We start from the raw sequence: 13,290 nt of genomic DNA, 5'->3' as shown, positions 1-13,290 counted from the left end.
GACTCCCTGAAATAACCTTACCTGAAATCCGTCAGGTCGCTGACCGCCGCAGCGGTAAAGGTGTTGATCAGCGCGACCAGCAGGCGATGGGTTTCCTGAAGATCGGCCAGATCGGCAATTGAGGCCGCGCAGTGGCCGTGGCGGGTGGGCGGCCCCAGTACAATGGTCGGTACACCGGTGCCTGCGAGATGTACCGCGCCGCCATCGGTGCCGCCGTTACTGAACATATCCTTTTGCAGCGCAATGCCATGCTCGCGCGCTACCTCCAGCACCTGGGCTGCGAGTTTTGGCGGCGCGATCATAGATTTATCGTAAAGCACCAGCATTGGCCCTTTGCCGATCTGCCGGTTATTGGCACTGCTGAAATCAAAATTACTCCCCCAGCAGGCGGTATCGAGCACAATCGCCACATCCGGCTGCACGGCCCGCGCCGAGGTCTGCCCGCCGCGCAGGCCAACTTCTTCGCTGGAACTGGCGACCAGCCAGACTTCACAGGGCAGCGGCCTGTCGTGCAGCTCGCTTAACAGCGACAGCAACAGCCAGCAGCCGAGACGATCGTCAAACGCTTTGCCCATCACGCGGCGGTTTGGCAGCAGCTGAAATGTGCTGTCAAAGGTGACGCGATCGCCGGGGGCAATGCCTGCGTCGATCGCCTCCTGCTGGCTGCTCGCGCCCATGTCAACGCGCAGATTCTCACCCTGCGCGTCACCGTCCAGCAGGCCGTGAATTTTTTGTCCGTCGCGCGTGGTGATACGTACCGGCTGAAGGGTACGCGCGTTCAGGCGCACGTTGCCGATGGGCAATACGGCGATGGCGCCTTCCCGGCTGATGCTGCGTACCATAAAGCCCACTTCATCCATGTGAGCGTAGATCATGACTTTAGGTCCGTCGCTTTTATTCAGCCGGATCAGCACCGAACCCAGCCCGTCAAACTGGACTGTCTTGCCGTGCTTTTCCGCTTCGTGAAGGATAATCGCGCGTACTTCCTGCTCGGCGGCGGCAATGGCATCAGCTTCACTCAGTGCTTTCAGTAACGCCACATCCATCAGCATTCTCCCGTCAGTTGCAGCGCCGTTGGCTGGCGATACAACACGTCATTCCCGCTGTCGGTGACCAGCACCATATCTTCGATGCGCACGCCGCCTTCACCCGGCAGGTAAATGCCCGGTTCGACGGTCAGCACCATGCCCGGCTGCAAGGGCGTGGCGTCACCAGGGGCGAAGCGCGGATTTTCATGAACATCGATGCCGACGGCGTGCCCGGTGTTATGCCCGAAGTTATCGCCAAAACCTGCATCAGCGATGACCCGCCGCGCGGCGGCATCCACCTCCCGGCACAGTACGCCGGGGCGGATGGCGCTAATGGCCGCCCGCTGCGCGCGTAAGACAGTCTGATAGATGTCGTAAAGCGGCGTCTGGTCCGCCGGCGTAGCGCGTCCGGCGACAAGGAAGGTCCTCGTCATATCCGAACAGTATCCCTGGTACTGGCAGCCGAAATCGAGGGTGACGAACTCCCCTGCGACAATAACTTTTTCCGAGGCTTTACCGTGCGGCAGCGCGCCGCGTGCGCCGCTGGCCACGATGGTGTCAAACGAAGGCTTTTCTGCACCCTGTTGTCTCATATACCACTCCAGCTCCGCAGCCACCTCCCGTTCGCGCATACCGGGCGCGATAAAGCGGCGAATGTGGGCGGCGCTGGCATCCGCAATGCGGCAGGCTTCGCGGATCAGCGCGATTTCCGGCGCGGTTTTTATCTGCCGTAATGGATCGAGGGACACGCTGACCAGCCTGGCATTGAACCCCTCGCGCCACTGATTACCGGTCTGCCAACTGACGTGCTCGCCTTCAAAACCAAGGGTGGTGAGGTTTTCCGCCGCCAGCAGACGGTTAACCTGTAGCGGCATGCTTTGCGTGGCATCCAGCAGATGCAGCTGGTAGCCCTTCACCCGGTTAGCGATGTCGGCAAAGTAGCGAAAATCCACCAGAATATGCGCCTGTTGACGGGTGATCAGCACATAGCCTGAGCCGGTCGCAATACCCAGATGCGGCAGCTTATTTTGCCGGGAGGCGATCAGTACCGCATCCAGCGCATTTTCCGCCAGCCAGTTCCGCAGGCGATCAAGCAGTGTCATGGTGGTCATCCTTATGGTTACAGACTGTCGATCAGCAGTTTTCCGCGGCGATACAGCATATTACGCGAGACGATCACCAGCAGGGCGGTGATCACCGCGCCCAGCAAGATACCGAACATATAGACGCCCAGATTGGTCACCAGCGGCCAGGCCCAGATCGCCGATTCGGGGAACCACTGCACCGCGCCAAGCCACACAGCGGTAGTGGAGCCGACGATGGCGCCGATCATATAGGACGGAATGGCGGTGAGCGGGCTTTCCAGCGCAAAGGGGATCGCGCCTTCGCTGATACCCATAAACGCCAGGAACATCGCGGTTTTGCCCTGCGGATAAAGCTGGGCGCTGAACAGGCGTTTACCGGTCAGACGGCGGTCAAGCAGCGTGGCAAGGCCGAGGCCAATCGACGGAATGACAATGGCGATGGAGCGGGCGGTCACCGGCAAAACATGATCGGTGGTAAAGCTGAAAGCGACAAATCCGGCGGCTTTATTGATCGGCCCGCCGAGATCGATGGCCGTCGCGGCGGAAATGCCGATGGCATACATCAGCACGCCTTTTTCCCCGGCGGCGGTCAGCAGGGTGCGGATGCCGCCGTTGATCCAGCCGCCAAACGGCGTGATCACGTAATACATCGCCAGCATGACGAAGATCGCCGACAGGATGGGCAGCAGAAAGGTGGTTTTAAACGCCAGCAGATAATCCGGCATACGAAAGGTCTGGTTCATCCACTTCACCAGATAGCCCGCGGCAATGGAGATAATCAGCGCACCGATAAAGGTCGACGGCACCGGCGCGGTGGTCACCCACTGCAACGCCGTCGGATCAAAGCTGAGCAGCTGCGTGGGCTGGGTGGACATCAGCCCACCGATAAACCCTGCCGGAAACGCCAGTTTGCCGCCGATGGAGTTGGCCACAAAGGCGGCGAACATCGGGATCGCAAAGCCAAACAGCACGCCGCCAAAGGACTGCGCCAGCCACGCAAATTTCAGCAGCGAAAGATTAAAGCCGGTGAACTGCCCGGAATTCAGGGCATCCATGATGCCGGTATCGGCGGGAATATCCAGCCAGCTGTAAGCGATAAGTTGTGAAAACGCGAGGATAACGCCGCCCATAATGAGCGTTGGCACCATGCGTGAAATGCCGGACATAATATGTTGCGGTAACTCACCCCAAAAGCGACGACGGGTGGCCACAGTGTTGTTCGCCACGGTTGCCGCCCCGGAAGGGCTGGCGACCACGGTCGCGCTGCGTTTTTTAATGGCCATGGGCTGATCCTTAGAGAGGGATTATTGTTCTGCGGCGATCATGTCTTCGATTTCTTTCAGCGTTCCGGCGGCATTTTTGATGGCGTCCTGGAGCGTGATTTCGTACACATCGCGGGATTCAAAACGTTCGTTATCTTCCGGTGTGATGGCGATGGCATGAATGATGATGGTCGCCTCGGCAATGTCCTGGGCGGTGAGGCGATTCTGAATGCCGTCCGCCCCCTGGGTTTCGATTTTGACGTCGTAACCTGCGGCTTTCGCGGCGTCTTCCAGCGCCTGGGCCGCCATAAAAGTATGGGCAAGCCCCATAGGGCAGGCGCACAGCGCGATGAGTTTTTTGGTCATGATGAACTCCGTTAGTGAAGGACTGAAAGGGATTATGGTGGTGGTTTTGCAGGCGGGTTACCGGATAAATAATGCATTGACTGGATTTTTGATGCGCAGAGGGCGAAGTGTGACGAGCATCGCGAACAGGGATTTGTCAGAGACAGGAGGCGTTAACAGGAAAAGGGGGAGGTGATGGCGCAGGGTAGTGGTCACGCTGCGCCGTGAAGATACGAAAGATTAACCAGCGATGCCGGGCACGAGAATTTCCGTGGCGACGATCACCACAATCAGGCCAACCAGTACCGGCACAGAGGTGCGTTTTACCACTTCGAACGGCGAGATTTTTGCCATCCCGGCAACGGCAACCACGACGCCGGAAACCGGTGAAATGGTGCGGCCAAGGTTTGAGGCCTGCAGCATCGGAATAGACAGGTAGGCCGGGTTAATGCCCGCTTCATGAGCCAGTTTGGGGATCATCTCCACAAAGGCATAGAAAGGTGCGTTACCGGAACCGGTGGTCATGGCGGCCAGCATGGTGAGGATCACCAGCACCAGCATCAAAATAATGCTCGCGGAACCGAACGAGGTGGCAATGGAAATCAGGCTCTGGATGAAGCCAATAGTGCTCAGGCCCTGAGCGAAAACGCCTGCGGCAACCAGCAGGATCACCACGCCAGCAAAGGCGTCGGCCATGCCGCGGTATGCCACTTCAAGACCGGAAAAGACTTTTTGCGTATTAAAGCCGCGCAGGAATTCCAGAATGGCGGACAGCAACATACAGATCACAAGGATGGTGATGATGTGCAGTTCCGGGCCCCATTTACCGTCAAAAATCAGCACGCCGACAATCGGCGTAAACGGCAGGATGGCGTAGAACGACGGTGCGGTGGTGACAATGTCGTTCACATCCAGCATTTCCGCGGTGATGTTCTCTTTTTTATCCAGGTAACGCTGCCAGAAAAAGTGCGCGATCGCCATGCAGATAATGGCGGCAATAGAAATAGGCAATGTGGTCTTAAACGCAAAATCAATCAGCGGCATTTCTGCGGCTTTCGCTGCCAGCACCACATCGCCGGAGGTGGGGGAGAGAATAATGGCCGCCGGTGAGGCGCAGATTGCCGCCGCTGCGCCACGACTGATACCCACGTTGACCATCACCGGGAACAGCGTCGCCATCAGCAGTACGCCAAGACCGGTGGCGGAAGAGACGGCCAGCGACATCAGGCAGGCCACAAAATAAGCGGCAATCATCAGTACGTAGGGAGAGTTGATATAGCGCAGCGGTTTGGATGCCAGCTTGACCACCATATCGTTGGCGCCAATATGCGTCATATAAGCCGCGAAACCGCACAGCATCATGATCATCATACCGAGGTCGCCGCCACGGCTCATCAACAGGATTTTAATGTATTCGACAATGTCAGTGGCGTTATAGCCCGTGCTGGTGGCACTGGCAGGCAGAACCTTATGGCCCATCAGGGCGCTAATGATCAGCAGCGTCAGGCCGCCGACAAACAGCACGCCCGTCGCGGAATAGCCCTTAATGATGTAGCGCGCCACGCCGACTATCACCACAATCCCGATCAGCAGTTCAATAAACGTAAACATGGTATCCCCGGAGAGACAGAACGCGGCAAAAGCATTCTGTGAAAAATAAGTGAGTGGAAAAACAAAGACGCAATGTGCCGAATTAATGGGCAAAAGTTGCTGATTAAAATCAATAAACTGATGAGTAAAATGGCTTCTTTTACCTTTCCCCGTTTCACTGATCGAGAACAGGTGCTACGGATCCGCATAAGCAAATGTAGTTAACGAAAATTCTGGTAAGAGGAGATACAGGCTTCTGCTTATTTTCCCTTGTTTTGGAAGGTGCTGTTATTTATTTTCGAGGTTGGCCGTAAAACGGAGGGAATATATTCGGGTGGGATTTTGGTAGGTTCATAAAATGTAATGATAATGACGTGATAATTAGCATCGCCAGGTCAGACATTTTCACACGTCGGGAGGTACTGGACGCGAGGTGGAAAGGCGCAGAGTGGTAGCCCGCAGCGCAGCGACGGAAAATCGCTTTCTTATTTCACCGCGCACCAGGATAAATTTATATGGCCTGAATACTCGCTATGCCGGAATGTGTTTCTATAGTAAGTACATTCTGATAACAAATGGCTGTCAGGCTTTTCTGATTCGGACCTTCCTCATGTTGTTAAGCTTTCATTAAGATAATCTATGCCACCATAAACGTTGATACATAATAGTGGTAATGAGAACGTGTCCTTTTTAAATAAATATGTTTGGCTAGTATTATTCTTATTGACGCAGACAGCGACCGCGGGGAGTTCCGTAAAATCATGGCTCAATACCTTTAGCGATAACGTTGGGCAGACCTGGCAGGCACCGGAGCACTATGATTTATATGTTCCGGCCATCACCTGGCATGCGCGCTTTGCCTACGATAAAGAAAAAACCGATCGGTATAATGAACGTCCGTGGGGCGCGGGTTTTGGTCAGTCCCGCTGGGATGAGCAGGGTAACTGGCATGGTCTTTATCTGATGGCGTTCAAAGATTCGTATAACAAATGGGAGCCCATCGGCGGCTACGGCTGGGAGAAAACCTGGCGTCCGCTGGCTGATGATAAATTCCATATGGGACTTGGTTTTACGGCAGGCGCTACGGCGCGCGATAACTGGAAGTACATCCCGGTGCCGGTTATTCTGCCGCTGGCGTCGGTGGGTTATGGCCCGGCGACGTTTCAGATGACATACATTCCAGGGACCTATAATAATGGCAATGTCTACTTCGCCTGGATGCGTTTTCAGTTTTAACGGCGGTATTTTCTCCAGTAAAAAGAAGCGCATTCTTTGCGCGTGATGCAAAAGGGGATAACCCCGCAGGGGCGCAAAAGTTCGCGACATTTATCACTTTTTCGCAAATCTCGACTGGACAAAACCCACGACAATTGTTGTACTGATACCCGACACAGCATTTGTGTCGTATTTTCATGTAAAGGTAATTTAGATGTCTAAGATTAAAGGTAACGTTAAGTGGTTTAATGAGTCCAAAGGATTCGGTTTCATTACTCCGGAAGATGGCAGCAAAGATGTGTTCGTACACTTCTCTGCAATCCAGAGCAATGGTTTCAAAACCCTCGCTGAAGGTCAGCGTGTAGAGTTTGAAATCACTAACGGTGCCAAAGGCCCTTCTGCTGCTAACGTAATGCCTATCTAAGTTAGCGATAAGACAGAATTCAAAAACCCGCTGAGAAGCGGGTTTTTTTTCGTCCGTCGTCAGACGCTCAGTGAGCGTTAACGGATGAAAAGATCCAGAACGCCAGCGCGGTCATAGCAAAAGAGCCACACAGGTTCAGCGCCATATTCAAAAATGCCCAGCCAAAACGACCATCCTGCAACAGGAACACCACTTCTGCCGAAAAGGTGGAAAAGGTGGTCAACCCGCCGCAAAAGCCGGTGGTGATCAGTAGCTTCCACAGCGGGTCGATATGCGTCATACGATTAAACCACGCCAGCCCTGCGCCAATTATAAAGGCGCCGATCAGGTTCGCGGTCAGCGTACCAAGGGGAATGATCTGGTGGGCAGGATTCAGACGCAGACTCAGAAACCAGCGCAGAACGCTGCCGGTTCCACCGCCAATAAATACCGCCAAAAGAAGTTGTCCCACAGCCTTTTTCCGCTATTTGATTTGTCAGGGGAATGAGTGTAATGCTGTCAGAATGATATGACTATCGTAAAAATGTGAGGAAAGGCTATGCGGGTAGCAGCGGGGCAGTTTGCGGTGACGCCACAGTGGGAAACTAATGCGCAAACCTGTGTTGAGTTAATGGCACAGGCCGCGGAGCAGCAAGCCCGATTACTGGTGCTGCCGGAGGCCTTGCTGGCGCGCAGCGATGAGGATCCTGCCCTGTCGGTGAAATCTGCACAGCCGCTGGAGGGGAACTTTTTGACGTGTCTGCTGCGCGAAAGCCGCAGCAATAACATGACCACCGTGCTGACGGTTCATGTACCATCGACGTCAGGCAGGGCGGTGAATACGCTTGTGGTGATCCGCGACGGCGAGATTATCGCTCACTACGCCAAACTGCATCTCTATGACGCCTTTAACATGCAGGAGTCGGCGCAGGTGGATGCCGGTAATGCCATCCCTCAGCTGATAGAAATTGACGGCATGAATGTCGGACTGATGACCTGCTACGATTTGCGCTTCCCGGAGCTGGCACTGACGCTGGCATTACAGGGTGCCGATGTGCTGGTGTTGCCCGCCGCCTGGGTGCGTGGCCCGCTGAAAGAGCAACACTGGGCAACGCTGCTGTCGGCCCGCGCGCTGGATACCACCTGCTATCTGGTTGCCGCCGGTGAGTGTGGTAACAGGAATATCGGGCAAAGTCGTATTATCGATCCGCAAGGGGTGACGCTGGCCGCCGCAGCAGAAGAGCCGCAGTTGATTTTTGCGGAGTTAACGGCAGCGCGTATAATGCAGACACGCGAAAAACTGCCGGTGCTAAAAAATCGACGGTTTGCGCCTCCGCAATTAATGTGATGTTTTTTTAAACAACACTTGATTCACCTTGTTACAGATTGCTATTGTGTGCGCGCGTCAAATGACCGTTAATAACGTCAGGTTTTAGGACGCATTTCGCAGCCTGTTTTATGAAAGAAGGTATTTATGGGTGAGATTAGTATTACCAAACTGCTGGTTGTGGCCGCACTGGTTGTGCTGCTGTTTGGTACCAAAAAGTTACGTACGCTCGGCGGTGACCTGGGCGCAGCCATCAAAGGCTTCAAAAAAGCCATGAACGATGATGACGCCAGCGCGAAGAAAACCGTAGACGGTGACATCACCGCAGAGAAACTCACTCACAAAGAGTGATAGCAATGCCTCAGGCTTGCAAAAAAACCGGCTTATCAGGCCGGTTTTTTTATGCACATCTGTAAGCAAGTATGTCGTGCTTACTTCACTTCCAGACCTTTCGCCTGCATATCGGCGTGGTAGGACGAGCGAACAAACGGGCCACAGGCGGCATGGGTAAAGCCCATCGCCAGCGCTTCGGCTTTCATCTCGTCGAATTCATCCGGGCTGACGTAGCGCTGCACTGGCAGGTGATGGCGGCTTGGCTGGAGATACTGGCCCAGCGTCAGCATGGTGACGCCGTGGCGACGCAGATCGCGCATCACTTCAATGATTTCAGCGTTGGTTTCACCCAGCCCGACCATCAGGCCGGATTTTGTTGGGATCTCCGGGTGCGCTTCTTTAAAACGCTCCAGCAGCTTCAGCGACCAGTTGTAGTCTGCGCCAGGGCGAACCTGACGGTAAACACGCGGCACGTTTTCCAGGTTGTGGTTAAACACGTCCGGCGGGGTGGCGGTCAAAATATCCAGCGCACGATCCATACGGCCACGGAAATCGGGAACCAGCGTCTCAATTTTGATGGTCGGGTTTTTCTCGCGGATTGCGCTGATGCAGTCGGCAAAGTGCTGTGCGCCGCCATCACGCAGATCGTCGCGATCCACGGAGGTGATCACCACATAACGCAGTGCCATGTCAGCGATGGTCTGCGCCAGTTTATTGGGTTCATTCGCATCAGGGGCGACCGGACGACCATGAGCAACGTCACAGAACGGGCAACGGCGGGTACAAATCGCGCCGAGGATCATAAAGGTGGCGGTGCCGTGGTTGAAACACTCCGCAAGGTTCGGGCACGAGGCCTCTTCGCAGACAGAGTGCAGGCCGTTTTTGCGCATAGCCGCTTTGATACCCTGGATACGGGTGGAGTCTGCCGGGAGTTTGATTTTCATCCACTCCGGTTTTCTTAACAGGGCTTCACGCTCTGTTACCACGTTTTTGACCGGGATAAGAGCCATCTTATCGGCGTCGCGGTATTTAACACCGCGTTCCATCACAATGGGTTTACTCATAGCGTGCGTGTTCCAGTTGCGAATAACGAAGGAAAACTTTTCAATTCAAGGGAATGTTGTATTTATCAACTATTTTTGAATTAGCTGCGCCGCAGTATACCATTGATAAGGGTGATAAAGCAGCCTGACGGCCCGGCAAATTGTAAAATAGTTGTTGAATTGTGCCATTGCTGCCGGGGCACCGGGCTGTGAGGTGAGGATAACTATCCCGTCAGAATGAACGGGATATGACATTGATAACATTCTCCAGCACCGGGTCCCGCATACTCAACTTGTTGTAATAGAGCGAAATTTCGATGTACTCGTTGCTGATTGCTGGGAAATCGATCTCCTGCAACGGCCAACAGGCGCTGAATAAGGTGAACAACCGGGATGGCATTAAGCCCAGCAGATCACTGTTGCCGATGAGTGCGGCAATAGTAAACATATTGTAACTGCTGAAGCTGACCTGACGCTCCGGAAACAGCTCCTGTACGCGCTGACGCAGGACGCTGAGATTCTGCCCTTCCAGCATCAGCATCGTATGTTCGTACTGGCGCAGCGCCGCTTCCGTAATGGGCTGTTTTAAGCAAGGATGACCCTTACGGCACATCAATACCAGCCGGTCTGAATAGAGCACATGCTGATTGAGAGCACGGGTGCTTGGCAGATGGGTGTCAATAATGAGATCGGTCTGGAACTGGCTAAGCTGGCTCTCACCGTCGTTAATCGGAATATTGCGCAACAGCAGATGTGGCGTCTGTTCTTTAATGGCCTGATAAATCGTCGGGATCACCAGCGCGCCAAGTGAGGGCGGGGTACCCAGCGTAATAGTGCGCTGTTTATCATAGCTGCCGGTGAGATCCAGCGCCCCCAGAATCGACTCCAGGCCCAGGCTGATATATTCGTGTAAATGGGTCGCATAGGCCGTGGGTGTTACCCCCTGGCCTTTACGGATAAACAGAGGATCAGGAAAGATAGTGCGGAGTTTCTGAATCGACTGGCTGATGGCCGAAGGGGTGAGGTTAAGCACTTTCGCGGCGTTAACTATCCCTTTATGAACGTATACAGCCTCAAAAATGGTCAATAAATTAAGATCTATATTGCGCAATGTGCGGAAGATCTGCGGTTTTTCGTCCTCGGGACGCTCTGTTATTCGATTTTCCGACGGGTCATTATAATCCACGCGTAAACTCCGAACTTATTCATGGGATGAATATAATATGATCAATTAGTATGATGATTATAAGCGTGCTAGACCGGCACTCATCCACAAATGAATGCCTTACGCTTTTGATATACATGCTGACCCCAGATGAAATGGTCAGCCTGTAAAATATATTAGACGTTAATATGTTGATGCGGGGGATTATTTAGTAAATTTAGGAAATTAGCGACCAGCCGCGGGCCAGTATTATCGGTAGTGGCGTCGGGAGCCCACTGGCTTAATTGCGCCATTTCCATTCCCGCATAACCGCAGGGATTAATACGCTGGAAAGGGGCAAGATCCATCGCGATATTTAATGCCAGTCCATGAAATGAGCAGCCTTTGCGAATGCGCAGCCCCAGCGAGCAGATTTTCTTCCCGCCCACATACACACCCGGCGCGTCCGCGCGGGGATAAGCCTCGATATTCGACTCCGCCAGCGTGTTTACCACCGTTTGCTCAAGCAGGGTCACCAGCTCACGGACGCCCAGCTTGCGGCGTTTGAGGTTTAATAACACATACATCACCTGCTGGCCCGGCCCGTGATAGGTCACCTGGCCACCGCGATCGCTTTGGATCACCGGAATATCGCCCGGCATTAACACGTGCTCAGCTTTGCCGGCCTGGCCTTGCGTAAACACGGGATGATGTTCCACCAGCCAGATTTCGTCAGGCGTAGTGTCGTCGCGGGTATCGGTGAAGTCATGCATTGCCAGGGAGACTGGCTCGTAAGGTTGTAAACCCAGATGGCGGATAAGGATCGTATCCTGAAGCAAAACAGCATCTCCGGAGAGAGGGAAGAGTGGCAGGAGTATATCACAATGACGTGTTACCTGAGAGGTCAGGTAACACGCCGATCAGTTACAGCACCATACGCACGATGTCGATATTGCCGAGCTCTTCGTACAGCGTTTCAACCTGCTCAATATGCGTCGCAGTGATAGTGATAGAGACCGAGTGGTAATTGCCTTTGCTGCTCGGTTTTACCTGCGGAGAGTAGTCACCAGGCGCATGGCGCTGTACCACTTCCACCACCTGATCAACCAGCTCCGGTTTCGCCTGACCCATTACTTTGTAAGTAAAGGGAGTCGGGAATTCAAGCAGTTCGTTAAGTTTGGTTTTCATGTCAGCTCCGGCGTTACAGAAAAGAACAACTCCCGCCACGGGGCGGGAGTTTTATTGATGCATAGTATATGGGGATGAAATTCAGACTTTCAAGTGCTGAATTTTTAACCAAACCAGTGGTGGAACATCAGCTTAATATAATCAATGATTTTGCCGAAGAAATTGCCTTCGGGAATTTCCTGCAGCACGACCAGCGGACGCTGTTCAATGGTTTTACCATCAAGCTGGAAGTTAATGGTGCCGACCACCTGATTTTTTTGCAGCGGCGCGTGCAGTTCGGTGCTGGTCAGCACGTAGCTGGCTTTTAGATCCTTCATGCGGCCACGGGGAATCGTCAGATAAACATCTTTATCCACGCCGAGAGAGGCGCGATCGCTGTCGCCAAACCACGCTGGTTCAGAGGCGAACTCTTTACCCGCTTTGATAGGGTTGACGGTTTCAAAGAAACGGAATCCCCAGGTGAGCAGTTTTTTACTTTCTGCTTCACGGCCTTTAAAGGTACGCCCGCCCATCACGGCAGAAATCAGGCGCATCTGGCCTTCTGTTGCCGAGGCCACCAGGTTATAGCCCGCTTTGTCAGTATGACCGGTTTTAATGCCGTCAACGTTCAGGCTGTTATCCCACAGCAGGCCGTTACGGTTGGTCTGACGGATGCCGTTAAAGGTGAACTCTTTTTCTTTATAGATGGTGTATTCGTTCGGGACATCACGGATCAGCGCCTGGCCGATCAGCGCCATATCGCGCGCGGAGCTGTACTGCCCCTCCGCATCCAGACCGTGTACCGTCTCAAAATGGGAGTTTTTCAGACCCAGCGCGTTCACGTAGCTGTTCATCAGGCCCACAAACGCATCCTGGCTGCCGGCGGCAAAATCGGCCATCGCCACGCAGGCGTCGTTACCGGATTGCAGGTTAATCCCGCGTATCAACTGTGATACCGGCACCTGCATGCCAGGCTTCAGGAACATCAGCGAGGAGCCTTTGAACACCGGGTTACCGGTCGCCCAGGCATCATTGTTGATGGTTACCAGGTCCGTTTCCTTGAACTTACCGGCTTTCATGGCCTGGCCGATGACGTAGCTGGTCATCATTTTGGTCAGGCTTGCCGGATCGCGGCGGGCATCAGCATTTTGCTCAGCCAGCACTTTACCGGAGTTGTAATCGATCAGGATGTAAGACTCGGCATCGATCTGCGGCACGCCGGGGATCATGGTTTTGATGTTCAGGTCATCGGCATGGGCAGCAGACAGGGTTGCGGCTGTCAGCGCGGTGGTGAGCGCCAGGCGCTTCACGAAACGAACGGAAAAAGTGGTCTTCATGGTCAGAACAG

15 protein-coding genes are annotated in these 13,290 nt (G+C 54.0%); 4 read left to right on the top strand and 11 right to left on the bottom strand.

Going from position 1 to position 13,290, the window contains the following annotated elements; all coding sequences use genetic code 11:
- Positions 1-17: 17 nt before the first annotated feature.
- From ypdE to dcuC, 5 genes are all read right to left on the bottom strand, one after another.
- A complete protein-coding gene (gene ypdE, locus KW828_RS04340) occupies positions 18-1,046 on the bottom strand; it encodes an aminopeptidase (protein WP_218335175.1) in 1,029 nt (342 codons plus the stop codon).
- Entirely contained in the window at positions 1,046-2,131 is a 1,086-nt protein-coding gene (gene ypdF / locus KW828_RS04335; RefSeq protein WP_218335173.1) for an aminopeptidase, read from the bottom strand. The genes ypdE and ypdF overlap by 1 nt, the downstream gene beginning before the upstream one ends.
- A gap of 17 nt (positions 2,132-2,148) precedes the next feature.
- Positions 2,149-3,396 carry a PTS fructose transporter subunit IIC gene (locus KW828_RS04330; RefSeq protein ID WP_218335172.1) on the bottom strand — a complete coding sequence of 416 codons (1,248 nt, stop codon included), beginning with the start codon at positions 3,394-3,396 and terminating at the stop codon, positions 2,149-2,151.
- Between the two features lie 21 nt (positions 3,397-3,417).
- Positions 3,418-3,741, bottom strand: coding sequence for a PTS fructose transporter subunit IIB (locus tag KW828_RS04325; protein ID WP_218335170.1), 324 nt, complete (start codon positions 3,739-3,741; stop codon positions 3,418-3,420).
- 219 nt (positions 3,742-3,960) lie between these two features.
- Positions 3,961-5,331: an anaerobic C4-dicarboxylate transporter DcuC gene (gene dcuC / locus KW828_RS04320; RefSeq protein ID WP_218335168.1), complete on the bottom strand. Its 1,371-nt coding sequence runs from the start codon at positions 5,329-5,331 to the stop codon at positions 3,961-3,963.
- Positions 5,332-6,033: 702 nt separating this feature from the next.
- Between dcuC and pagP the strand changes: the two genes are divergently transcribed.
- Positions 6,034-6,546, top strand: coding sequence for a lipid IV(A) palmitoyltransferase PagP (gene pagP / locus KW828_RS04315; protein ID WP_256349968.1), 513 nt, complete (start codon positions 6,034-6,036; stop codon positions 6,544-6,546).
- A 193-nt stretch (positions 6,547-6,739) separates the two neighbouring features.
- Entirely contained in the window at positions 6,740-6,949 is a 210-nt protein-coding gene (gene cspE, locus KW828_RS04310) for a transcription antiterminator/RNA stability regulator CspE (RefSeq protein WP_004100146.1), read from the top strand.
- 67 nt (positions 6,950-7,016) lie between these two features.
- On the opposite strand, the gene crcB is transcribed toward cspE, so the two are convergent.
- On the bottom strand, positions 7,017-7,400 hold the full coding sequence (crcB, locus tag KW828_RS04305; protein ID WP_218335164.1) for a fluoride efflux transporter CrcB: 384 nt from the start codon (positions 7,398-7,400) through the stop codon (positions 7,017-7,019).
- An 87-nt stretch (positions 7,401-7,487) separates the two neighbouring features.
- Here crcB and KW828_RS04300 point away from each other — a divergent pair, with 87 nt between their 5' ends.
- Together KW828_RS04300 and tatE are read left to right on the top strand one after the other, a co-directional pair.
- Positions 7,488-8,276 carry a deaminated glutathione amidase gene (locus KW828_RS04300; protein WP_218335162.1) on the top strand — a complete coding sequence of 263 codons (789 nt, stop codon included), beginning with the start codon at positions 7,488-7,490 and terminating at the stop codon, positions 8,274-8,276.
- Between the two features lie 126 nt (positions 8,277-8,402).
- Entirely contained in the window at positions 8,403-8,606 is a 204-nt protein-coding gene (gene tatE, locus KW828_RS04295; protein WP_218335161.1) for a twin-arginine translocase subunit TatE, read from the top strand.
- An 80-nt stretch (positions 8,607-8,686) separates the two neighbouring features.
- Here the strand turns inward: tatE and lipA are convergent, their stop codons facing one another.
- From lipA to dacA, 5 genes are all read right to left on the bottom strand, one after another.
- Positions 8,687-9,652: a lipoyl synthase gene (lipA, locus tag KW828_RS04290; protein ID WP_218335159.1), complete on the bottom strand. Its 966-nt coding sequence runs from the start codon at positions 9,650-9,652 to the stop codon at positions 8,687-8,689.
- Between the two features lie 211 nt (positions 9,653-9,863).
- Positions 9,864-10,817 carry a YbeF family transcriptional regulator gene (locus KW828_RS04285; protein WP_218335156.1) on the bottom strand — a complete coding sequence of 318 codons (954 nt, stop codon included), beginning with the start codon at positions 10,815-10,817 and terminating at the stop codon, positions 9,864-9,866.
- Between the two features lie 155 nt (positions 10,818-10,972).
- Positions 10,973-11,614 carry a lipoyl(octanoyl) transferase LipB gene (gene lipB / locus KW828_RS04280; RefSeq protein WP_218335154.1) on the bottom strand — a complete coding sequence of 214 codons (642 nt, stop codon included), beginning with the start codon at positions 11,612-11,614 and terminating at the stop codon, positions 10,973-10,975.
- Between the two features lie 85 nt (positions 11,615-11,699).
- Positions 11,700-11,963, bottom strand: coding sequence for a DUF493 family protein YbeD (ybeD, locus tag KW828_RS04275; RefSeq protein ID WP_072567737.1), 264 nt, complete (start codon positions 11,961-11,963; stop codon positions 11,700-11,702).
- A 104-nt stretch (positions 11,964-12,067) separates the two neighbouring features.
- Positions 12,068-13,279 (bottom strand): D-alanyl-D-alanine carboxypeptidase DacA, encoded by a 1,212-nt coding sequence (gene dacA / locus KW828_RS04270; protein WP_218335152.1) that lies wholly within the window; start codon positions 13,277-13,279, stop codon positions 12,068-12,070.
- Positions 13,280-13,290: the final 11 nt, after the last annotated feature.

Origin of the sequence: Enterobacter sp. ENT03 (assembly GCF_019218745.1) — a bacterium.
Lineage (GTDB): Bacteria > Pseudomonadota > Gammaproteobacteria > Enterobacterales > Enterobacteriaceae > Enterobacter_D.
Note: the sequence above shows the minus strand (reverse complement) of the source record. Positions and strands in the feature narration are given on the sequence as shown.